Below are 23,235 nucleotides of genomic sequence, written 5' to 3'. Positions count from 1 at the left end.
TGGTTACACAACGGTATGTCTAGGCGAGATGGTGTTAATAAACGCCTTCCGTATCTTTTGTACAGGTTTTCCAGCCGGGGAAAGTGCGATGCATATTCCACAACGGTTTTGGATTTTCTTGATTCCATTGTTGAAGCGCTTTTTGCATTTTTTGCGTGATCTCCGGATGCTCAGTGGCGATGTTGTGCAGCTCTCCTGAATCTTTCTCCAGATCGTAAAGTTCTGTGCTTTGTTGGTCGTCGGAGATCCAAAGCTTGTATTTACCGTCCCGCATTGCGTGCAATGGTGTCTGAGAGAAGAAGAGTTTTCGGTCGCTATATGCTTCGGGCTCGTTGATAACCGAGAGGAGATCCAGTCCGTCGAGTTCAGCGGGAAGATCTTTATTTTTTTCCACATGAGACAGAATGGTCGACACCATATCGATAGATGAAACCGGAGATTCAACGCGTTGATTCGGCTTAACTTTTCCTTTCCAGCTAAAGATGTACGGTACATGAACGCCACCCTCAACATAGGTAAATTTGCCGGAGCCTAGGGGGTCACTACAGTCGCAGAATCCGAATTGGATCGGACACCCATTGTCGGAAACAAAGAAGATCATCGTATTTTTATCTTGTCCGGTTTTTTCCAGTGTTTCCATGACACGACCTATATTGTCATCCAGATTACTGATCATGGCGACATACGTGCGTCTGACCGGATCTTTGATATCACTGAATTTGTCGTAATAATTTTGTGGTACCTGTAGCGGATAGTGGGGCGCGTTATAAGCCAGATAGAGGAAAAATGGGTTTTTCTTATCCTCTTGGCTATTCAGATATTGAATCGCGACATCAGTAAAATCATCAGTTAAGTATTTATTCAGATTGTTGACAACTTTCCGTTCTTTCCCTTTGAATACACTTTGACGCGGCTCGCGATGGTCGTAAGACATTTTTTTTCGGGCGTCAAATTTGGTGGGGGTTGTCACGATTCCCGGTGTATTTTGACTGGCATAAATGGATTCACCGGTCAGGAAGCCGTAGAAGTCATCAAACCCCCGGTTGGTCGGGTAAAACTCGTCGTTGAACCCCTGATGCCATTTACCGATAGCATTGGTGTTATAACCGTGTGTTTTGAGTCGCTCACCGATCGTTGGTACATCAGCCGGTAAGCCTTTGTCCGCATCTTTTTTGTCATGAATATTGTAAGTAAAACCGAAACGTTGTGGTGAGCGTCCCGTGAGAATCGCAGCCCGAGAAACGGCTGAAACCGATGCTGCGACATAACCATTGGTAAACAGGACTCCGTCTTGAGCAAGCTTATCGATGTTTGGTGTTGGTGCCAGATCATGCCCGTAAGCAGAGATATCCGGTAAAGCCAGATCGTCGACGACGATCATCAATACGTTTGGTTGACTCTCTTGTTCTGTATTGGTTGATGTAGCAAACACAGGTGCTGCCATCATGTATATTGCAAGTGCCAAAGGAGATTTTCTTAATTTAGTCATGGGCATCTTTAATTTCTCTTATGAGAATGGATGAAAACAACATGAACATTATTCATTCGCACAAAAGATGCTTATGATTCATAAAAAGCGAAGTGATCTTCTTATCAGTCATTACATGAGTGCGGTGCTATGTCCTGATTTGTGCCAAAAAAAAACCTGAATGAGCCTGGTATTCTTGCTCATTCAGGTTTTGCCTGTACGATGTACAGTAACAATCCTTTAAAATCAGTATTTTAGTGTATTTGTGTCGTTGCCAAAAATATAAACATGGGTAGGACACTGATGTTGCTTAATGATAAAAATAGAGCTAATAATTTTATCTTTTCAATAGACTAGTCAAGAAAATGAAGTCAAAACATGCTGATGATCACATTAACTGTGGCTTACTTTTCTGTTTATCGATACATATCACAATCTGGTAGATTGTATTTGCTTCGCTTAAATTAGTTGTTATTTTAAAATTATATTGATTGCGAATATGGATTGTTACTGCAGGGTTGCAGGCAAGACCTAAATCCAATCAGATCCGATTGAGCGTTATTATTTGGATTTGATTGGATTTAGGTTTTTTTTTATTTTAAATAAAGTAAACAGAACTTGATATTAATACTGTGACTTTAAACTGAAATAGAATGAATGAAGCAAATAGGGTGTTCATTTTTTAATGATTTCGGTCGTTATCGAGTGTGATTATTTTTATTGAGTGTCAAGGTGCCTTGTGAGGACTTTTATTAATCTGTTTGCTTAAGAGACAAGGTGTATAGAAACAGCATAGTTTATTAAATATAAGTATATGTAAATACATTATGGGATAAAAATATTGATGTATTGATATCAGAGAAGACTGTTTTTATAAGCAGAGTCTCTGACGTGTGCGTTATTTTTTAAAGGTATTTTACTTGTGCTATATATCACTCATGTCAGCATTGAGCATATATAACCATATAAAGTATTCACTAATAATACTTGGTATAAAATTGATATAAATAAGGTACTCAAAACATGAAGATAAAAAATATTGCAATCGGAGTGAGCGTTGCGATTGCCAGTCTGGCCAGTCTGACGCCTTCAGCCATGGCAAGTCAGCATGCCGCAGAAAAACCCAATGTTATTATTTTATTTACTGACGATATGGGGTGGGCGGACATTGGCTTGCAAGGCAGTAAAACCCCAACGCCAAACTTGGACAAACTTGCCAATACCGGCCAGCGCTGGACAAACTTTTATGTGAGTTCACCGATTTCTTCTCCGAGTCGCGGCGGTCTGTTAACCGGAAGGTTAGGGCCCAAAACCGGCCTATATGGTACAACTGCGCCGGGGGTATTTATTGAAGGTGACCCGGATGGTTTCCCGAACTCCGAAGTTACGATCGCCGACTCACTCAAGACCAATGGTTATGACACGGTGATGTACGGGAAATGGCATTTGGGCAGCAATTCTGACTCGTTTCCGACTCGTCATGGATTTGACTGGTGGTATGGTATTCCTGCCAGTAATGACCGTTATTCAACGCTCACACCAAATCAGTTAGAAATGAATGCGTTGATGAAAAAGGATCTGAAAGCGGCACATGATGCCTGGGTGAAGGGCATGCCTGCTTATATTCTGCCGAAGCAAGAATACTGGGATGTCCCTTTGTATATGTCTTATGAGTCCAAAGATACTATCAACGGCAAATATATTGATTATAAGGTTCCCGGCGGTATGAAACAGGCAACCTTTACCAAAGATATTACCAGTCGTGCCAAAGATTATATTGCCGATCATAAGAACCAAAAAAATCCATTTTTCATGTTCATGTCTTATCCGCAGACGCATACCCCTTTGTTTGGTTCACCTGAGTTTGTCGGTAAAGGTCACAACCGCTATGGTGATATCTTGCTGGAAATTGACTGGTCGGTCGGACAAATCATGGATCAGCTGGAAAAACAAGGGATGGCGGATAATACCATCGTGATGTTCACTTCAGATAATGGCCCTTGGTGGATGTGGAACAAATGGGGGCTGGCTGGCCAAAAAGGAAATTTGAGAGATGCGAAAGGTACCCAGTATGAAGGCGGAATGAGAGTGCCGTTTATCGTCAACTGGAAAGGTCATCTGAAAAATGAAGTCGTTGATGGCATCGGTAGTACGCTGGATATCCTGCCGACAATTATGTCTCTTACTGGCACCCATCATCCGGTCAAAGATCTCGATGGATTTGATATCAGTAAAACATGGTTGAAAGGGGATAAGAGTGCCAGAACGATCATGCCTTATTATGTTCTGGGGCAGTTTACGGCATTTAGGATGGGTGACTATAAGGTTGTCTTCGGTGAACGTAAAGGTAGAAAAGGGATTGTTTGGTTGAATGAACCGACCATGTACAACCTCAAAGATGATCCGAGTGAAACAACGAACCTTGCACAAAGTTCTCCGAAAGTGTTGGCAAAAGTTCTGTCGGCGGCGAAGCAATTTAAAGAGAATATGCCGAAGCCTAAAGCGCCATTATTTAATCCTAATAATTAAATCGAATGAGTCAGAAAAAGGATGAAGGAATTATCTTCATTCTTTTTCTGCTTTGATATTTTTATTTAATGGCATGCTTAAATAACCCCATTCTTTGACTTTTTGTTGAAGTGTCATTGTGTTCATATTGTAATTCATTTTTATTGATAAAAATATTTCTTGCTTTAAATCACATTAAATGTATCAATGGGTTTTTATTTTAGAATATTTATTTATTATTGTTCTTGGATTGCTACTGTATTTGCAGGCAAAACCCGCCAGATGGTTATTTATAACCGTCTGGCGGGTTTTTTTATTAATAGGGGTTTGAAAGATATGAAGAATATTACAATTTTAGCATTCGCGATAGCATGTGGGCTAAGTCATAATGTTTATGCAAAGAGTGACACAACCAAATGGGACTCCGATATTGTCAAAAACTATAAGAAAATAGGTTCAACAATCGAGCCTTTAACCAACCTAGATAAAAATTCCCGGTGGTATTTTAACGGCTTCTTAAAAGGCGGCTATAACACATCAACGGATCACACTGATTATGAAAAAGCTTATTTTAAAGTGATGATGCGCATGCGGGGCTATACTGCCCTGACCGATCGGATCGGGTTTGTCGGTGATGTGCGGTTGGAGGCTCAGGAAAATTGGGCTGATGAAAATAATAAGGTCATCGATCGTTTCGATAATTTTGATGATAAGCAGAAGATTGACCAATTCCGAGTCGGTTTTGAAGATTCTGTATGGGGCTTTCTGGGCTATGGTAAATATACAGCGACGATGGCCTCGTTCTCCAACGATGTCGCTGTGACGGGTTTGTATAACAACCAGTCAGAAAGAGGGATAAAAAATGCAGGGAAAATTATTTACGACAGCCACTATGACAATAACCTGTATGTGTATGCTTCCTACGATGTAGATTCTGACATTATGGGGATGGATTTCGGTTATCAGACGGCAGATATTTATTCGTATGAAGCTGATTCCTACGGTGCCTATCTGGCGGTTCATAATGGTCAGCCGGGTCTTTTTGTCGGTAGTAAGGGAATCATGGGGAATCGCGGCGCGAAGACCAAAGATTCTTACCACTCCAATTCTGATACTAACTTTGAACGGACCGATAAGAATTTGCTGACTTATACATTCTACGGGTATAAGCAGTTTGCGAAGGCACAACGTATGTCCTGGAACTTCTCTTATTCGAAAATGGATGATCATGAAAATGGCGATATTATCCGTAACCAAGGATATGCCACCAAAGGGCTGGGTGCATCTGCGAATGTAACCTACAGCCTGCTTCCTGAAAACGGTGAAGGATTCTCTCCGACGATCATTGTGAATGTGGATGAGCTTGATAAAGCTTTTGAACTTCAACTGAAGTATTTTATCAATCGTAGAACCACCATCGCAATTTCTGAAGTCATGAGTGATAAAGGTGACGATCAGATGTATCTCGAGTCCCGGTTTAATTTTTAAGTTCTATCGGTGCACTGAGATGATTGCCACCGGAAATGGTTTATTCCGGTGGTTTTATTCATCAGGGTTGATTACCGAAGAAAGGCGATAGCAATCACAGATAAAATGGCCCGTAATTGCTATTTACACAATAGAAACGTAGGCTAGCTGTATTCGCACGGATTGTTACTGTTTCGACAGGCAAGACCCAAGCAGAGATAGAAATATCTTTGCTTGGGTTTTTTTGTTTCTGGGCGATGCAACTTGCTGACTATTCAGGAGAATAGGAAATGAAGAAAAATGTCCTGGCTTTAACATTGTTAGCTGCCAGTATCAGCGGTACGGTCAATGCGGTTGATTTTGCAGCACAGAAACAGTCTGAAAAACCGAATATCGTCCTGATTATGGCTGAAGATCTGAGTCCTAGATGGGGTGTCTATGGGGACTCGGTTGCAAAAACTCCGAACATCGATGCCTTGGCAAAAGAAAGCGTCCGATTCCAGCAGGTGTATGCCATGGCTCCGGTCTCTGCACCGAGCCGGGCGGGTGTGATTACGGGCAGATTCCCTCAGACTCTAGGCTTGCAGCATATGCGCACGACCAATTATCCCGGTGGCGGATATATTGGTGTCCCAGAGTCACAAGTCAAAGGCTACCCTGAATTACTTCGTGCTAACGGATATTTCACTTACAACGATACCAAAACCGACTATCAGTTTTCTGGCGGACCAATGAATATCGGGCCATTCACGTTGTGGGATCAGCATGGCTCATATAAAAGTATGGATGATTTGATGGTGCCGACAGCGTGGCGGAACTACGATCTTCATGACAAACCGTTCTTCTTACACCTCAATCCACAGATTACGCATGAGTCAGGGATTTTCCGCAAGGACGATCTGCTGGATAAAAAATGGCTGGGGCTGGTCAATCGGTGGGATAAGTTGCGAACCCATTACAATATCGAGCCAACCGATCCGAATGCGGTTAAGCTTGAACCCTATTATCCTGATACGCCGAAAGTCAGACGAGATATTGCCCGACATTATGATAACGTCCAAGTCATGGACCAGATGGTTGGTAAGATCGTTCAGGGCCTGAAGAAAGACGGGCTTTGGGACAATACCATTCTGATTGTCACAACGGATCATGGCGATGGGATTCCGCGGCATAAACGCGATCTTTATGATTCGGGTCTGAAAGTACCGTTCATGGTGCATGTACCGAAGCAATATCGACCTACATGGTGGAAACAAAACGGTCAAACAGAAAGTCGTCTGGTCTCTTTTGAAGATTTGGCCCCGACCATTCTTGGGTTTTCCGGCAGCCGGGTGCCCGACTATATGACTGGGGTCGATTTATCGAAAGATAACGCCCCGGTGCGCGAATACACCTATGCCGGGCGGGATCGTTTCGATAGAGTACCTCAATACGGGCGGAGTGTCCGGAATGCACGCTATAGTTATGTCTATAACGAGCATACGGAAATCCCCGGAGGATATGACAATAATTTCCGTAACAATCTGGGAATTATGCAATCGATGAAGGCGGAGCATGACGCCGGCCATCTGAACAAACAGCAAAAAATCTGGTTTGAACCTCGCCCTCAGGAAGAGCTGTATGACAAGGTGAATGATCCATATGAGCTGAATAATCTGGCACAAGATCCTAAATATAAAGCGGTCCTTGCAACCATGCGGCAGGCTTTGGTTGCATGGGATGGCAGTGCCGTGGATATGTCACTGATGCCTGAGTCTGAAATGGTGAAACAGATTCTGGATAAAGACGGTAAACAGCGCGTGACAGCAGCACCGTTTGGTCATTACAACCCATTATTCAAGACATTTTCGATTGTGAACCGGACTCAGAACGCATCGATCGGTTATCGATTTGATGACGGAGACTGGGAGTTGTATACCAAGGCACTCAAAGTCCCGCAAGGGGTACATAAAATTGAATTCAAATCCGTAAGATATGGTTGGAAAGAAAGTGCAAGCCAGAGCTACACGTTTCAATAACGGGTCTCAATACAAAGATTAATAACAAAGCGAATCAGGGCTGTCGTCGGTATGACGGCCCTGTCTCATCGAATACGTGAGGACACTGTGATGCAAAACCAGATTGAAAATTTTCAGCTCTTGTCGAAGCCGACCGGCTCCGTGTGTAACATTGATTGCGAATACTGTTTCTATCTGGAGAAGGAGAAACTTTATCCGAGCCGGAAACAGAACTGGCAAATGGATGAAGAGACGCTGAAAAACTATGTAAAAACTAATATTGAATCCCAGTCGGCACCGGTTATCGACTTTATCTGGCAAGGCGGGGAACCGACTCTGGCTGGATTGGCGTTTTTTGAAAAAGCAGTGGCGTATCAACAGCGTTATGCACAGGGAAAACAGATTAATAACTTTTTCCAGACCAATGGCCTGAACCTGACGCCGAGCTGGGCGAAATTTTTTCACCGTCATCAATTTCTGATCGGCCTTTCTATTGATGGTAACGCCGAGCATCATAATCGCTATCGGCGCACGAAGTCAGGCAAAAATACTTATGACAAGGTGATTGAAGCCATTGAGTTATTGAAAAAATATCAAGTCGAATTTAATACGCTGACAGTAGTCAGTGAGCATAATGTCCATGAACCGCTGGAAGTCTACCGTGCTTTAAAAGCCATCGGCAGTCATTACATGCAGTTTATTCCGCTGGTCGAGCGGATTGCCAATCAGGCGGATGCCAACGGCCTGTTCCTGATTAAGCCCGACTTTTCAGATCCGTGTCAGGTTGCCCCGTGGACGGTGCCTTCCGCCGCTTATGGTCATTTTCTGAATACCATTTTTGACGAATGGCAGAAACATGACATCGGCCAGTATTTTGTGATGAATTTTGAGCAGACCATGACCCAGCTTATCGGTGGTAAAGGCAGTTGTGTTTTCTCTGAAGAGTGTGGTGCCAATCTGGCATTAGAAGCGAACGGTGATGTCTATTCGTGCGATCACTTTGTTTTTCCCGACAATAAACTGGGGAATATTCACCACAATAATCTGCTCAAGATGGTTAACAGTGAACAGCAGATCCAGTTTTCGCAAAGTAAATCGAAGGATATCTCCGTTGATTGTCTGCAGTGTCCGGTGAAAGCAGTTTGCCATGGTGGGTGTCCGAAACATCGCTTCTCACTTTCATCGAATGGTATTCCGAATAAAAACTATTTGTGTGACGGCTACAAAGTTCATTTCAGCCACTGCGTTCCGCCGATGAAGGAAATTATCCGCCGGGTTCTTCAGAGTGCCTAACTTGGCGTGAGGCTCATCAGCCGGTCAATGCGGTGATTTGTTGTAATAAAAGGTAAGTTAATGAAAAAACGAGTATATATCGCAAGCCTCGCCTTCAGTGGTCTGTTTGCTCTGCCGCCGGTGACACTGGCACAAGAGTCGGTAAAGGCGGCTCCGGCATCGGTGCAGTCTGCGGTTTCTCAGACGCTGAAAACAACCCGGGCAAGATTGCGTCAGCAGATGGGGATTAATCCCGAGATTCAAGAAGCGCCGGTCGATACCGTGACATTGCCGATTTATCCCGGTGCGCTGATGGTCGTCCATAAACATCATGGCATCAACTTTGATGACTTAGACCAGACTCTGCCTTTTGCGACCTTTATAACCGAGGCCGACGTTGAGCAGGTGATTCGCTTTTACCGGGAGAAGCTGCCATCGTATAGCGCGCTGCAAAATGACACGGCGACCGTGTTGGTACAGGAGCGGGTTGAGCGGGGTCATTATCCTCAGGATTATCTGAAAATACCGAGTGTGAGTATTGACTCGGTGACCTTGAGTCATGATAAGACGGGGACTCTGATTGCGGTGATGTATCCTTGGTTGGCGGAATAAATAAGACATCGGATTGCCTATAGTTGTGGTTTCAATCATGAGAGAGAAGGATTGCTACGGCAGTCCTTTTTTTATGTTTTTTCGCTCAGGAGCACAGGATGATTGCCGTGATTTGAGTCGCTGGGCTTTCTCTGAATGAGAGCGACAGGAGGCGGTCGGATAGTCTCAGTAAATAGCCCCACCCGGATGTTCCGGAGCGGGGCGAGTGGGGGAGGTTACTTCTCAGTTGCTTCTTTTTTCTGGTTCATCAAATAGTGCGTCTTGATGTATTCTTTCGTACGCTTTAAAGAACCGGAAAGTGGGGCTAGTTTCTTGGCTTTGTCTACCATATCAGGTCGCAAACCAAAGTATTTGTCATCCGGATCATAGTCACGCATCCATTGATCCGGGAAGTCTGCAGCTTTCTTACCGGTGGCTTTGTAACGGAAAACTTGACCTCTGGAGCGTTGCTCGTTGTAAGGGATCACATTTTTACCTTCGTGATTTTTCAGCTTCTGGAACAACTCTTTGCGGAGTGCAACCTTGGTACGAATGATATCGGGCTCCTGAGAGTCGATCAGGTTATGTTTCTCATGCGGATCGGCCTTCAGATCATAGAGTTCTTCGGTGTCCCATAATCCATAGTATTGAATATATTTATACTGGCTATTACGAATCGCAAATGTTGTCGGTGTATAAGGGAAGTTGTATTCCCAGAAATATTCATAGACAAAAGACTTGCTTCGCGGCGTCGTTGATTTGTGGCCTGAAGCCAGCGGCAGGAAGCTAGACCCGTCATAATTATTCGGGATCTTGATATGGGCTGCATCCAAAATGGTTGGCGCAATATCAATATTGGCAACGACATCTTCAACCACTCGGCCTTTATCAAAGCCCGGTCCTGCGGCGATCAGCGGCACGCGGATGGATTCTTCGTAGGCATTACGTTTGTCGATCAAACCATGTTCACCAAACATAAAGCCATTATCACCCATGACCATGATCACGGTGTTTTTATCCAGATGATGTTCTTTCAGATACTGCTGTACCCGGCCGACACTGTCATCGACAGACATCAGCGTTTCGTAGTAATTGCGTTTAAACTGATCCAGATCCAGATTACTATTATACGGATAATCGACGCCATGCCAGCTATTGCGTTGGTCTTTCACCCAGCGCGGTTTGCCTTTATAGTTTTTCTCCGTGTTAGCATAAGTATCTGGTTTTTTGAACGTTTTACCGGCTAGTTTTCCATAGTGGCGCGGTGCGGGCAGGAAGTCGGCATGCACCCCTTTGTGACCTAAGTAAAGCATGAAAGGCTTACTCTTATCGCGATGATCCAGCCAGTTGATGGCGTAATCGGTCAATTCATCAGTAATGTAACCTTTCTGTTTAACCAGTTTACCGTCCACATTGAGCATTGAAGGTTTGCCGAACATATCAACCGGATAGTAGTTCCCCTGAGCGTTGGTACCGACAAAGCCGACCCAGCGATCGAAACCGGCAAATCCTGGTTTACCTTCCTCTTCAATGCCACCGAAATGCCATTTACCGAAGAAACCTGTCTGATAACCGACTTTTTTGAGTTCTTCTGGGAAGTAATGGAGTTTGAATACATCCGGATTCTTATTGTTGTCGACCATACCGTGATTGTGCGCGTACATCCCGGTCAGAATGCTTGCCCGGCTCGGTCCGCTCAGAGATGTCGTGACAAATGCATTTTTAAAATACACCCCATTTTTGGCCAGTTTGTCCATATTGGGTGTAACGGCCTCATGATTGATAAATCCCATCGCATCATAACGTTGGTCATCGACGATAATGTAAACAATATTAGGGCGTTGTGCCGATGATGAATCTGAGGATTGTGTGGCAGCCGTTGCGTAACTACCGATAGCCTGTGCGCAGGCTAACGCAATCAGTGTCGGAGCAAGCTTCTTCATAGTATTACCTTCTTTACATGATATTGCAGTGCACATTGAAAGAAAAAGAGAACAAAAATAATGGGTACGGAATCATCAGAGACCGCCGGATTTAGGCCAAAAAAAAACCTGAACCTAAGTATCCTCTATCTTCACGAAGAAACTCAGGTTCAGGTTTTGCCTACCTACATGATGTAATGTAGCTACAATCCTTGAATGAAATAAAGCTACGCGCCTGTATTCAAAACATCAATTGTTAATTAAGTTAATTGTGACCTAAATCCTATATTTTAGTGCTTTTTATGACCATGGTATTCGTCATCAGACTTTAGTCGTGGCGGTTTTTGGGCAGGATTGAGCGGTTTAAATTCGGTGTGGCTATTCGTCAGAGTTCCGACAACGTCATACATATTAAGCGAGGGTCGGCGCTGATCCATTTATTGCATCGTATTTAAACTAAATGTGATATTAATTCCGCTTTTATATTTGTGTTTGTTGTGCCTGATCACTTTTTTATTGCCTGTTATTGACGCTATGATTACTTCCGTGAATACTCGAACGTAGTTTAGTTGCTTCGCCTGTTGGGGTTAAGTAACCACAGACATCGGATTGTGACTGTTCAATCAGGCAAAACCCAAACAAAAATATTCCGGATCCGGGATCTTTTCGTTTGGGTTTTTTTGTGGGTTTTAAACCGGTTACTGATATTTAGCTCACTGTTTATTGAATAAACAGGTTATTGAATAAACTGCTTATTGAACAAACCAATGATTGAACAAATCGATGTGTATTGGATCCTGTGACCGCTAATTATCGGGATAAATGGCTGAATGACTTTAGGATAAGGGTGATGAATGTGAGTTTCTTTCATATCGTTAAATTCAATTTGAAATCAAAAATAATCTTCACATCGGCTTTTTTTATTATTATCACCACATCAATCCTAACTTATCTGAGTTACGGGACTTTTGAACATAATCGTAAAGAGGCTGTGCTGGAACAAAGTCGTGGCTTATTAGAAACGCATTCAAAGATCATCTCAAACTGGATGAAACAGCACCAGAATAATCTGGCAATTATCCGCGATACCATCCATAACCCCGATCGTGATGTGAATGACATCTTTAAAAAACACTTCAAACAGCTGGGATTCGATGACCTGTATTTTATTGATACGCAAGGCGATGTGAAATTTAGCCAAGGGATTCATTCAGATTCTCTTACCAGTGAGACGAAATGGTTAAAGCAAGCCTTGAATACCCGCTCTGATTTCGTGTCCTTGCCCTATAAAGATGGGCATTCAAAGTCACTCATGATATCGATTTCCACACCACTCTATCTTAATGGTCAATTTTCAGGTGTCGTTGCCGGGGCTCTGTCTTTGCAGCGTTTGATGAAAGAAGTTTTTCAGATCAAAGTTCCGACGGGTAGTGATGCCATGTTAGTCAACCGGGATGGTTTTATTATTTTCCACCCGAAACTTGAATTAGTGATGAAGAACTTATCCGAATTTAATTCGACATCCTCAGGTGAAAAATTATTTAGAATTGCAGAGCAGCATGGCGTTCGGACATCAGTGACCAAAAAAGGCCGGGTGTTTACTCTTATTCCTTACATTGTGCCTGATATGGGGTGGGTCCTTGTTTTTACGGTTGAAAATTCACTGATTAATCAGCCAGTCAATGAATATTTCATCAAGCAGTTATTGATTGCTACCGGGATTATTCTGTTCGGTATTCTGGGCATCAGTGTGCTTGTTTTCGGCATCTTCAAAAAATTTGATAAGGTCAATGATGCCCTGATGGATATTGCGTCCGGTGATGCGGATTTATCGAAGCGGATTCCAATCGATAGTCAGGATGAAGTCGGTAAATTTGCGACTAATTTCAATGCATTTATTGATCGGATTCATTCTCTGGTGAAGCATATCAATCAGGTGACACGCCAATTAACCGAAGAATCCCATCATATTTCGGATTCATCCGAGCATCAGGGCAAAGAGATCGCCGGACAGGAGGAGAATATTACATTGGTCGCTGCTGCGGTATCCGAGCTGTCGAGCTCTGCCGTTGAAGTATACCGAAATGCTGAATTAACCTCGGAATCGTGTCGTCAATGTGTGGAACTTTGTGATGATGGGGTTGGCTGGATGTCTAAAAGTGAATCGTCGATTCAGCAATTATCTGCAGAGCTGGAGAAATCGATTCATAACATCCGGATGCTTGAGCAGGACAGCCAGCAGATCGAGTCCATTCTGGTCACGATCCGGGATATTGCCGAACAAACCAATCTGTTGGCATTAAATGCGGCGATTGAAGCGGCCAGAGCCGGTGAGCAAGGTCGTGGTTTTGCGGTCGTTGCTGATGAAGTCCGGGTGTTGTCTCAACGGACTCATGTCTCCACCGAGGAAATTAAAGATAAAATCGAGAAGCTGCATGGCTCAACCAGCCAAGTCGCAAACATGATGCAAAACAGTTACGATTTGACCGGAAAATGTGTTGAAGATGTGGTTTCGACCAGCAAATGTCTTGATCAAATTAATACATCGGTTGGGGAAATGAGTCAGATGACGTTACAGATCACTTCTGCATCCCATGAACAATCGCATGTAACCGGTGATGTCAGCCAAAAACTGGAATCGATTAAATCGGTTTCGGGTCAACTGAAAGCGGAGTCCACACAGGGCATTACTCAGGCGGATAAATTAGAGAAACTTTCGAAGCAACTATTCCATGAGATTGAACAATATAAGGTATAACGGAAGATCTGAAGCCACGCACCCATGCGAAAAATTGCGCTGCTTCTAATAATGCAATCAATTACCTGATCGATCTCACAATCACAATCGTTCCTCATTGTTTGATTGAATCAGAGCAGGTAAAACGGATTTATATTGGATTGCTACTGCATGGTATGCAGGCAAAACCTGACACAGACGAAGTGATAAAGCCGCTTTAAGGTGACTTCGAATGGTCAGGTTTTTTTATTGGCTTTTTAAACTTTAGGATTGTTACCGTGAAAGCGGGCAAAACCTGAAAGGGTCGGTTCATCGAAATATGAACGTGACTCTTTCAGGTTTTTTTTTGCTCCCGGTACGTGAATTATAAATAATGTGAGGCTTACTTTATGGCTTATGAAAAACTTGCTGCCGAGATCGTTGAGGCTGTGGGCGGGGCTGCAAATATTGATAGTCTGGTCCATTGTGCGACTCGGCTGAGATTCAAACTGTTTGATACGTCTGTGGCGCAACGGGAGTCGTTGCAAGAAAATCCCGGAGTGATCGCCGTGGTAGAAAGCGGCGGACAATTTCAAGTTGTGATCGGCAACCACGTCAGTGATGTGTTCCACGCACTCCAGTCTTTTCTGCAGCATGGTGGTGTCGTGCCGACTGAAAGTAAAGAGACGTCAGCCAAGAAAGAAAAACAGGGAATCCTCGGGACATTCATTGATATTGTTTCCGGTATTTTTACGCCGTTACTCGGCATCATGGCAGCATCCGGGATCCTGAAAGGTTTGCTGGCATTGGGGGTTGCAACGCAGGTTTTGACAACCGAGAGCGGAACTTACCAGATATTCAATGCGGCCAGTGATGCACTATTCTTCTTTTTCCCGCTTGCTCTCGGGTATACCTCCGGTGTGAAATTCGGCGGTAATCCATTTGTTACGATGGCGATCGGCGGGGCGTTAGTGCATCCGACCATGCTCGCGGCTTTCCATGCTCAGCAATTACCGGATGCTGCCGGTCTCGAATTTCTCGGTATTCCGGTGACATTCATGAACTATGCGGCTTCAGTGATGCCGATTATTTTTGCTGCGTTTGTGAGTTGTAAGCTAGAGAAATTCTTGAAACAGTATATTCCCAGTGCCGTCACGAATCTGTTTACACCACTGTTGTGTATCATGATTACCACGCCGCTGACCTTCTTGCTGATCGGCCCGGCTGCCACTTGGGTCAGCCATTTACTGGCCGGTGGATTCGAGGTTGTTTACAGCATCAGCCCCATGATTGCCGGTGTGGTGATCGGGGCATTCTGGCAAGTCTTTGTGATCTTTGGCCTGCATTGGGGCTTCGTGCCGATCATGATCAACAACCTCAGTATACTGGGCGCTGATACCATTGGACCATTGTGTCTGGCGGCGGTACTGGCACAAGCCGGTGCAGCATTAGGTGTTTTCCTCCGAGCCCGCGATCCGAAAACCAGAGCGCTGGCAAGTTCTGCATTTACCACCGGATTGTTCGGCATTACTGAACCGGCGATTTACGGGGTGACTTTACCGCGTAAACGGCCGTTCATCTTCGGTTGTGTCGGTGGTGCGATTGGCGGCGGGATTATTGGTTTGTATCAGACCAAAGTCTTTTCATTCGCTCTGCCCAGTATTCTGGCATTTCCGCAATATATTCCTGCGACGGGCGTGGATGCATCCGTCTGGGCTGCCATCGTAGGTTCGGTTGTCGGGATTATCATTGCTGTGACGCTGACTTTCTTCTTCGGTGAACCCCGTGGAGAGAAAGCTGCGACCCCGGTGCCTGCGTCGATGGCAAAATAATTGCGGCTGAGCCGATAAGTTTTCGTTTCCCGATTCAATTTTATGGGGATGGGCAGTGGAACCGCCGCTTATCAGAGAAACGGTTCCCAGCGGGCCGATGGCAAGATGGGATCGCGTTATCTGATGTACCGTTAGGATGTATATTGAATCGCGGAAGCGGAAGACGTGGCGACGTCATGATTCAGGGATAGGATTGAGCGCATTCGCCTCAATCCTTTTTTATCATTTTTCCCCGGTTATTTTCCCCCGGTGAACACTTTCTTTTTAACCTCTTTCCTTTTGGGCGGTTGCTTGACGGTGATCGGCGCAACATCTGTGCAGTCAACACGACGGTCAAGAATGGCCCGTCGCGCTGTTTCAGTCTGAAATGCTGGTGTAATATCATTGGGTCTATGGCTTCAGATTCTTGATTGTCATGTCAGCATGACGGTGCGTTATCAATATTTGTTTTAACATGTCTTAATAGATTGCCAAGGGATACCAAATGAGCAAAAGAATCTTAGTCATCGAAGATGATTTTGATGCTGCCAATGTGTTGGAAGCTTACCTCAAGCGTGATGGATTTGACGTCGCGATTGCGGGCGACGGGCAGCAAGGATTATTACTTTATCGCCAGTGGAAACCGCAATTGATCCTGTTAGATATTATGTTACCGCTGCTCAGCGGGACTGAGTTGCTGATGCAAATCCGGCGGGAGAGCAACATCCCGATCATCATGGTCAGTGCGATGGGTGATGACCCGGATAAAATCGGTGCATTGCGTTATGGGGCCGATGACTATGTGGTGAAGCCTTATCATCCCGGTGAAGTGGTTGCCCGGGTGCAAGCGGTGCTGCGGCGCACGCAGCATCATACTTCGTCTCAGGATCACTTAACCTACCACAACTTACATGTAGATTTAGTTGCCATGCATGCTTGGGTGGCCACGGCAGATGACACGCAAGATGTTCTGGATTTAACCCATACCGAATTTAAATTGCTCGCCTTGATGTTGAAGTATCCGACCAAAGCCTTCTCACGTTTACAGTTAATTGAAGCCTGTTTACCGGAAAGTGATGCTTTAGAGCGTGTCATTGATACGCACGTCTATAACTTACGTAAAAAGCTGGAAAAGACCGGCATCTCTAATGTGCTGCAAACGGTCCGTTCGGTCGGCTATCGGTTCTGCTCATGAAACTGACCCACGAAGGAAAGTTATCGCTGTGGGGATGGATTTCGTCACGCATCATTTCATTGACGATCGGCACCGTGGTACTGATTGCGGTGTGTATGTGGCTACGCTTTGCTTTATGGAATCTGTGGGTATTTTATGACATGCCGGCACCGGTGCGGGCGGAGTTTTCATTGCTGCAACAGAATCCAGAATCAAACTGGGAACGTTACGTCACGCTGGTTGAACAATATTATGGTCACGGCGTGGTGAATACCTCGGTGGCAACCATGGACTGGCTCATTTTATTACTGCTGGTTTTACTGACGATCCCCATCATTATCTGGCTGGGCTTACGCGGTATCCGCCCTCTGGCGAGGCAATTTATGTCTCTCGCACGGACCGCGAGACATGTTGCCAAAGGGGATTTCACCGTGCAATGTCAGGAAATTGAGCAGATTCCTTCTGAGTTGTCGCGCTTTGTGTATGACTTCAACCAAATGACTCGCCAGTTGGAGCAATACGAAGCCAAACTCAAACGCTCTAATGTGGCAATGGCGCATGAATTACGCTCTCCCGTTACCTCGGCGATGGGACGTTTACAAGGGATCATGGATGGGGTGTTTGAACCCTCGACGGAACATCTTGAACAGATTATGCGCCAGTTGAACAGCCTCAATGTCCTGATTCATGATCTACATTTGTTATCGCTAGCGCAGGCCGGACAACTATCGATATCGCGTCAGCCGACCAATCTCAGTGCATTGATCCAAGAGCGCATGGCATGGTTAGCCCCTCATGCGACGGAAAAATCAATGACCTTTACGCTTGATGCCCCGGAGACGGTGATGTGCAATGTGGATCCGGAGCGAATCGGGCAAGTGTGTCTGATTCTGATGGAAAATGCGTTACGTTATGCCGCCGAAGGGAAGATGCTGACGATGACGGTGCGAGACTCGGCCGAACAGGTGCAGATTCAGTTTATCGATCAGGGGCCGGGCGTCAGCGCGGATTATGTCGATAACATGTTTGAACCGTTCAGTCGTGAAGAGGTGTCGAGAAACCGCCGTTCAGGCGGGAGCGGGCTGGGGTTATCGATCGCTAAAGCGATTTGTCAGGCGCATCAGGGCGATATTCAGGTCACTCTTGCTGCCGGACGGGGACTCTGTTTCGACGTGATCCTGCCGAAACATGTCCCGGTTTGAACATTTGCAGCGGTGTGGCGGCGCAGGATCAGCGCGGATGGATGGGTCTTGATGGAACGTCTTGATGAAACATTGATACTTTCTTTAAAGAGTCTAGATGTTCCTGAGTATCGTGTGACTTAGTCGTCGTTTACTTAAAGGACATCATCCCGATGTTATTTCCTGCTGTTCCGTTGTTTGCGAAACACTCCTCATGGCGTGTTCACGATTTATTGGCTGCGTTAGCAAAGCACGATTGCTTGTTGGCAAAACATGTGTGGTGTATCAGACGTGGTATCGGTCTGATGATGATTGCTTGTCTCAGCGGATGTGATACCGCTCCTCAGACAACGCAGTCTCCGTCTGCTCGTCCGGTGAAAACGCTGGTGGTGAAAGCGGTTGAAATGACACCGACCATCACTCAGGTCGGTGATATTCAGGCCTATCAACAGACATCGCTGAGTTTTCGGGTTAGCGGGCGAATACTCGAACGTCGGGTCGATGTCGGGGCGCATGTCCGTCAGGGCGATGTGCTGGCAACGCTGGATACCAGCAGTGCTCAAAATGCCTTGAAGCAGGCTCGGGCTGAACAAGACAGTGCCCGGGCCGCAGAGCAGCTCGCCCGCGACAACTTTGCCCGCATGGAAGCGTTGCTCCCGAAAGGCGCGATTTCCCGGGCGCTTTATGATCAGTCACGTTCCGATTGGCAAGCCGCCAAATCGCGTCTCGACAACGCCTTGGCGGCAGTGGCCGATGCGCAGGATAATATGCAGTTTACCCAACTGAAAGCCCCTCAGGATGGCGTCATCAGTGAAACATCCGCCAATCAGGGACAGGTGGTTCAGGCGGGGCAACAAATCTTGAAGCTGGCCGATAATCATCGTTTGGATGCGGTTTTTGAAGTCCCCGAACAAGTGTTGCAAACCGAGATTGATCATCCCCGGATTAGCGTCGCCTTACTGTCCGATTTGACCATTAAAACGGCTGCGCAATTGCGGGATATTACCCCGCAAGCCGATCCTTATACCCGCACTTATCGCGTGAGAGTCACGCTCACCAATCCACCACCGCAGATGAATCTGGGGGCGATCGTCAAAGGGCAATTGTCCCTGGCTACAACTCAGCAGTTGGTGATTCCGAAAAGCGCACTGACACGCGTGGGGGATCAACCCGCCGTGTATGTCGTTGATCCGATACTAAAAACCAAAACCCTGCGCTTACAGCCCATACAAGTGGCTCAGTTCAGTGATACCTCGATTCAGGTTTCCGCGGGACTGAATCCCGGTGAGCGCATCGTCGTTGCCGGTGTGGATAAGCTGCGTCCCGGGCAGAGCGTGACCTTGATGGCAGGAGAAGAGTAATGCAACCGACATCTTCTGAGCCGCGCTTTAACTTATCTGCTTGGGCACTGCAAAATCAACAAATGGTCTCGTTTCTGATGCTGGTGGTTGTGGTGATGGGTGTTTTCAGTTTTCAACATCTCCCCCGCAATGAAGACCCGGCCTTTACCATCAAAACCGTCGTGGTGTCAGCCCGCTGGCCGGGGGCGACCATCGGGGAAACCACCCAATTACTGACCGATAAAATCGAGAAGAAATTACAAGAGTTGCCGCATCTGGATTATCTGCGCAGTTATACCCATGCCGGTGAAACCGTGGTGTTTGTCAATCTGCGCGATGAGACGCCGCCGGATCAAGTGGATCATATCTGGTATCTGACCCGCAAAAAAATGAGGGATTTAGCCCCGGAGTTACCCGCCGGGACGCAAGGCCCCGTGATTGATGATGAATTTGCCGATACGTACGGGACGATTTATGCGTTCACCGCCGATGGATTCAGTGCCAAAGAGCTACGAACGCAGGCAGACAATGCCCGTTCCATTCTGATGCGGGTCCCGGATGTCAGTAAAATTGAGGTGTTAGGCGCACAAGAGCAGCAACTTGTGGTTGCTATCTCTTCGAAACGGCTTGCGGGGCTGAATCTGAATGCGCAACAAGTCATCGACAGTTTGCAGGCGCAAAATGCAGTCACTCCCGCCGGGATCATTCGCACCGATCATGAGCAAATTGCCGTGCAAGTGAGCGGGGCTTTCCAGTCCGTGGATGCCCTGCGTCAGGTCATCTTGCGCATCCATGACCGCTTTATTCCCCTGCAAGAGATTGCCGATATTTACACACAACCGGCACAACCGGCGGCTCCGTTATTCCGGGTCAATGGTCAACCTGCGATTGGGCTCGCCATTTCCATGTCGGCAGACGGTAATATGCTGGCATTCGGCGAGCATCTGCACGCCGCAATTGCATCGATCCGTCATCATCTGCCTTATGGGATCGAGGTGACTCAAGTGGCTGATCAACCCGCAGTCGTCAAAGACGCGGTGGGCGGGTTTGTCCATGTGCTTATGGAAGCGGTCGTAATTGTTCTGGGGGTTTCTTTTGTTTCATTAGGGACCCGGGCCGGACTGGTGGTCGCGGTGTCGATTCCGATTGTACTGGCAATGACATTTACCGGAATGGAACTCGCCGGGATTGGTTTACAGCGGATCTCGCTGGGGGCCTTGATCATTGCCTTGGGGCTGCTGGTGGATGATGCGATGATCACCATTGAAGCGATGGTCTCTAAACTGGAAGCGGGCTGGCCGAAACGTCAGGCCGCTGCCTGGGCGTATCAAAATACTGCATTTCCGATGTTAACCGGCACTTTAGTCACGATGGCGGGGTTTATCCCGGTCGGGTTTGCCAGCTCCAGTGCCGGTGAATATTGTTACTCACTGTTTATGGTGGTAGTGATTGCCTTAGCGTGTTCGTGGATTGTGGCGATACTGTTTTCCCCCTTGTTGGGCGTATGGCTGTTACCGACAACATTCAACCGCCATCACGGGGCCGGTGCAAAGATGAGCCGCTACCGGCGGTTACTCGAAACGATTTTGCAGCATCGCTGGAAAACATTGGGTGTGGCATTCACTTTACTGCTGATCGCCGCGATCCTGAGTACACGGTTACATTCTGAATTTTTCCCGGCTTCGGATCGCCCGGAGCTGTTGGTCAGCATGAGACTGCCGGCAAACGCCGATCAAACCCAGACGCTGGCAGAGGTGAAGAAGCTGGAGACACAACTGGCGGGCAATCCGAATATCGCTCACTTCACCAGCTATGTAGGCTCCGGTGCGGTGCGGTTTTATCTGCCGATGGATATCTTGTTAAATCAGGAAAATATTGCTCAGTTAGTGGTGGTGGCGAAAAATACCGATGTGCGCGATACCTTGCGCCACCAGCTAGAGACGATCATGGATCAATCGTTTAGCCAGTGGGTCACCCGGGTTTCTCCGCTGGAGTTAGGGCCGCCGGTTGGCTGGCCGATTCGTTACCGGGTGAGTGGCCCCGATCTTGGCAAAGTCCGCCAGTTGGCTCTGGATTTAGCTAATGATGTGGCGAATCATCCGTATACCAAAGACGTCAATCTGACCTCCGGGGAGCCACAACGCTTACTCCGGGTGGTGGTGGATCCGACGGCGGCAAGAGCAGTTGGTCTGAGCCGTCAGCAGATCGCCGAACAACTCGCGACGTTGTTCTCCGGGCAAACCATTGCTTCTCTGCGTGAAGGCATCCATCCGGTTGATATCGTGGTGAAAGGTGGTGTTGATGAACAACATGATATTCAGGCGCTCGCCGATTTGCAGTTATCAAACGGACAAGGACAAATCGTGCCTCTCAGACAAGTGGCGAGCGTGACCTATACGATTACTGACCCGATTGTCTGGCGGCGTCAGTTAGAGCCGTTCATCTCCGTGCAGACCGATACGGCACCCGGTTTTATGGCCCAACAAGTCTCCGACGCATTGGCTGGTTCGGTGCAGCAGTTCAGGGCGAAACTTCCCTTCGGTTATCGCGTGACAGAAGAGGGCGCGGTGGCTGAATCCGATAAAGGCAACGACTCGATCTATGCCGTGTTACCGGTGACGCTCATTGTCATGCTGACGTTATTGATGATTCAGTTACGCAGTTTCTCACGGATGTTACTGGCACTCTTTACCGCACCATTTGGCTTGATCGGTATTGTGGCAGCGTTACTGCCAACCGGTGTGCCGCTGGGGTTTGTCGCGATGCTCGGTATGATTGCACTGGTGGGGATGATTATCCGTAACGCGGTCATTCTGATTGCCGAAGTGGATATTAATCTTACCAAAGGCAAAGGCAGCTCAGAGGCGATTGTGCTGGCAGCGACCCATCGTGCTCGTCCGATTTTACTGACTGCCTTTGCGGCCATTCTGGGGATGTTGCCCATCGCCCGGCAGGTCTTCTGGGGGCCGATGGCCTATGCCATCATTGGCGGTCTGATGGTCGCGACGGTGATAACACTGACCGTCTTACCCGCGGCGTTAAGTTTGGTATTGTCCCGCGAAGCTCGCAACCATTCATCAGCGAATCCTTCCGGGACAGCCGATGGAGAGCAATACCTCACATCTGATGAGGCACAATGAGTGAACCGGGGAGCACGGTGCCTTATCGGACGCAAAAATGATGCGTATCGGGATAAGGGTTATGGCTGTAAAACTTCAGGCATCCCGCCTTGGGTATACTTTTCCGCAAATGCTTCCAGTGTCAGGCCGGCATGATTGCGGATACGGGGATCACAGTCAGCCTGATAAAGCTGTCTGGCAATCTGAAACTCACCTTTGATGATGGCCCCCATGATCGCGGTATTGCCCCGTTTATCCTGAATACATGCGTTAGCCCCCCGTTTGATTAATAACGTCGTTGCGGCTTTCTGCCCGTTGTAGGCGGCGACCATCAGGGCGGTGTAGCTGTGCGGATTACGTTGATCGATCGGGAAACCGGCATCCAAAAAGGTCGCGAGAACCTCCGTCTGGCCGACCCGTGCAGCGGCAAAAAACAGCCGGACCAGTTCATCTTCATCACCGCCAGTGGTTTGTCGGGACGAGGGTGGTTCAGTCGGCGGCGTTGGGGCGTTGGCAAAACACCAACAGGGAATCAACAGTAAACAAAGGGTATACAATGGTTTCATCTTAAACCTCACTTGGTGATGCCACGTCAACTTGGATTTGGCAGAGGCTACACCTTGTGTTTCGGGGGATGGCTCACGAGACAGCTTCTTATTCGGGCAGAAA

Annotated in this window: 14 protein-coding genes; 11 read left to right on the top strand and 3 right to left on the bottom strand. The window is 46.8% G+C overall.

Annotation, left to right across the window (positions count from 1 at the left end; genetic code table 11):
• Window positions 1-34 precede the first annotated feature (34 nt).
• Window positions 35-1,489: a sulfatase family protein gene (locus tag OCV37_RS12635; RefSeq protein ID WP_038183805.1), complete on the bottom strand. Its 1,455-nt coding sequence runs from the start codon at window positions 1,487-1,489 to the stop codon at window positions 35-37.
• A 1,002-nt stretch (window positions 1,490-2,491) separates the two neighbouring features.
• On the opposite strand from OCV37_RS12635, the gene OCV37_RS12630 reads away from it, so the two are divergent.
• The 5 genes from OCV37_RS12630 (at window position 2,492) to OCV37_RS12610 (ending at window position 9,324) form a co-directional block, all read left to right on the top strand.
• The gene (locus OCV37_RS12630; RefSeq protein WP_051680662.1) at window positions 2,492-3,997 is read left to right on the top strand and encodes a sulfatase-like hydrolase/transferase; all 1,506 of its coding nucleotides are present in this window, start codon (window positions 2,492-2,494) and stop codon (window positions 3,995-3,997) included.
• Between the two features lie 186 nt (window positions 3,998-4,183).
• The gene (locus OCV37_RS12625) at window positions 4,184-5,464 is read left to right on the top strand and encodes a hypothetical protein (RefSeq protein WP_038182951.1); all 1,281 of its coding nucleotides are present in this window, start codon (window positions 4,184-4,186) and stop codon (window positions 5,462-5,464) included.
• A 269-nt stretch (window positions 5,465-5,733) separates the two neighbouring features.
• Window positions 5,734-7,461, top strand: coding sequence for a sulfatase family protein (locus OCV37_RS12620; RefSeq protein WP_038182953.1), 1,728 nt, complete (start codon window positions 5,734-5,736; stop codon window positions 7,459-7,461).
• A 90-nt stretch (window positions 7,462-7,551) separates the two neighbouring features.
• Window positions 7,552-8,733: an anaerobic sulfatase maturase gene (locus OCV37_RS12615; RefSeq protein WP_038182955.1), complete on the top strand. Its 1,182-nt coding sequence runs from the start codon at window positions 7,552-7,554 to the stop codon at window positions 8,731-8,733.
• A 60-nt stretch (window positions 8,734-8,793) separates the two neighbouring features.
• Complete coding sequence (locus tag OCV37_RS12610) at window positions 8,794-9,324, top strand: hypothetical protein (protein ID WP_038182957.1); 531 nt, start codon at window positions 8,794-8,796, stop codon at window positions 9,322-9,324.
• A gap of 215 nt (window positions 9,325-9,539) precedes the next feature.
• Here OCV37_RS12610 and OCV37_RS12605 read toward each other — a convergent pair whose 3' ends face one another.
• Complete coding sequence (locus OCV37_RS12605; protein ID WP_038182959.1) at window positions 9,540-11,246, bottom strand: sulfatase family protein; 1,707 nt, start codon at window positions 11,244-11,246, stop codon at window positions 9,540-9,542.
• Window positions 11,247-12,216: 970 nt separating this feature from the next.
• Between OCV37_RS12605 and OCV37_RS12600 the strand changes: the two genes are divergently transcribed.
• The 6 genes from OCV37_RS12600 to OCV37_RS12575 all read left to right on the top strand — a co-directional run bounded on the left by OCV37_RS12600 (window position 12,217) and on the right by OCV37_RS12575 (window position 22,587).
• A complete protein-coding gene (locus OCV37_RS12600; protein ID WP_169739373.1) occupies window positions 12,217-13,983 on the top strand; it encodes a methyl-accepting chemotaxis protein in 1,767 nt (588 codons plus the stop codon).
• A gap of 368 nt (window positions 13,984-14,351) precedes the next feature.
• Window positions 14,352-15,773, top strand: a complete 1,422-nt coding sequence (locus OCV37_RS12595; RefSeq protein WP_051680665.1) for a PTS transporter subunit EIIC — start codon at window positions 14,352-14,354, stop codon at window positions 15,771-15,773.
• A gap of 484 nt (window positions 15,774-16,257) precedes the next feature.
• Window positions 16,258-16,947: a response regulator gene (locus OCV37_RS12590; RefSeq protein ID WP_038182965.1), complete on the top strand. Its 690-nt coding sequence runs from the start codon at window positions 16,258-16,260 to the stop codon at window positions 16,945-16,947.
• Window positions 16,944-18,128 (top strand): sensor histidine kinase, encoded by a 1,185-nt coding sequence (locus tag OCV37_RS12585; protein WP_038182968.1) that lies wholly within the window; start codon window positions 16,944-16,946, stop codon window positions 18,126-18,128. The genes OCV37_RS12590 and OCV37_RS12585 overlap by 4 nt, the downstream gene beginning before the upstream one ends.
• A 152-nt stretch (window positions 18,129-18,280) precedes the next feature.
• Window positions 18,281-19,468: an efflux RND transporter periplasmic adaptor subunit gene (locus tag OCV37_RS12580; protein WP_051680667.1), complete on the top strand. Its 1,188-nt coding sequence runs from the start codon at window positions 18,281-18,283 to the stop codon at window positions 19,466-19,468.
• The gene (locus OCV37_RS12575; RefSeq protein WP_051680671.1) at window positions 19,468-22,587 is read left to right on the top strand and encodes an efflux RND transporter permease subunit; all 3,120 of its coding nucleotides are present in this window, start codon (window positions 19,468-19,470) and stop codon (window positions 22,585-22,587) included. The genes OCV37_RS12580 and OCV37_RS12575 overlap by 1 nt, the downstream gene beginning before the upstream one ends.
• A gap of 59 nt (window positions 22,588-22,646) precedes the next feature.
• Here the strand turns inward: OCV37_RS12575 and OCV37_RS12570 are convergent, their stop codons facing one another.
• Window positions 22,647-23,132: an ankyrin repeat domain-containing protein gene (locus OCV37_RS12570; RefSeq protein ID WP_038182971.1), complete on the bottom strand. Its 486-nt coding sequence runs from the start codon at window positions 23,130-23,132 to the stop codon at window positions 22,647-22,649.
• Between the last annotated feature and the right edge of the window lie 103 nt (window positions 23,133-23,235).

Source organism: Vibrio rhizosphaerae (genome assembly GCF_024347095.1).
Classification (GTDB): domain Bacteria; phylum Pseudomonadota; class Gammaproteobacteria; order Enterobacterales; family Vibrionaceae; genus Vibrio; species Vibrio rhizosphaerae.
The sequence above is the reverse complement of the archived record's forward strand: the minus strand, read 5'-3'. Positions and strand labels throughout refer to the sequence as shown.

Bases quoted from the DNA above. Each gene is read 5' to 3' on its own strand.
- OCV37_RS12635 (WP_038183805.1), bottom strand. From the start codon at position 1,489: ATGACTAAATTAAGAAAATCTCCTTTGGCACTTGCAATATACATGATG.
- OCV37_RS12630 (WP_051680662.1), top strand. From the start codon at position 2,492: ATGAAGATAAAAAATATTGCAATCGGAGTGAGCGTTGCGATTGCCAGT.
- OCV37_RS12625 (WP_038182951.1), top strand. From the start codon at position 4,184: ATGGGTTTTTATTTTAGAATATTTATTTATTATTGTTCTTGGATTGCT.
- OCV37_RS12620 (WP_038182953.1), top strand. From the start codon at position 5,734: ATGAAGAAAAATGTCCTGGCTTTAACATTGTTAGCTGCCAGTATCAGC.
- OCV37_RS12615 (WP_038182955.1), top strand. From the start codon at position 7,552: ATGCAAAACCAGATTGAAAATTTTCAGCTCTTGTCGAAGCCGACCGGC.
- OCV37_RS12610 (WP_038182957.1), top strand. From the start codon at position 8,794: ATGAAAAAACGAGTATATATCGCAAGCCTCGCCTTCAGTGGTCTGTTT.
- OCV37_RS12605 (WP_038182959.1), bottom strand. From the start codon at position 11,246: ATGAAGAAGCTTGCTCCGACACTGATTGCGTTAGCCTGCGCACAGGCT.
- OCV37_RS12595 (WP_051680665.1), top strand. From the start codon at position 14,352: ATGGCTTATGAAAAACTTGCTGCCGAGATCGTTGAGGCTGTGGGCGGG.
- OCV37_RS12590 (WP_038182965.1), top strand. From the start codon at position 16,258: ATGAGCAAAAGAATCTTAGTCATCGAAGATGATTTTGATGCTGCCAAT.
- OCV37_RS12585 (WP_038182968.1), top strand. From the start codon at position 16,944: ATGAAACTGACCCACGAAGGAAAGTTATCGCTGTGGGGATGGATTTCG.
- OCV37_RS12580 (WP_051680667.1), top strand. From the start codon at position 18,281: ATGTTATTTCCTGCTGTTCCGTTGTTTGCGAAACACTCCTCATGGCGT.
- OCV37_RS12575 (WP_051680671.1), top strand. From the start codon at position 19,468: ATGCAACCGACATCTTCTGAGCCGCGCTTTAACTTATCTGCTTGGGCA.
- OCV37_RS12570 (WP_038182971.1), bottom strand. From the start codon at position 23,132: ATGAAACCATTGTATACCCTTTGTTTACTGTTGATTCCCTGTTGGTGT.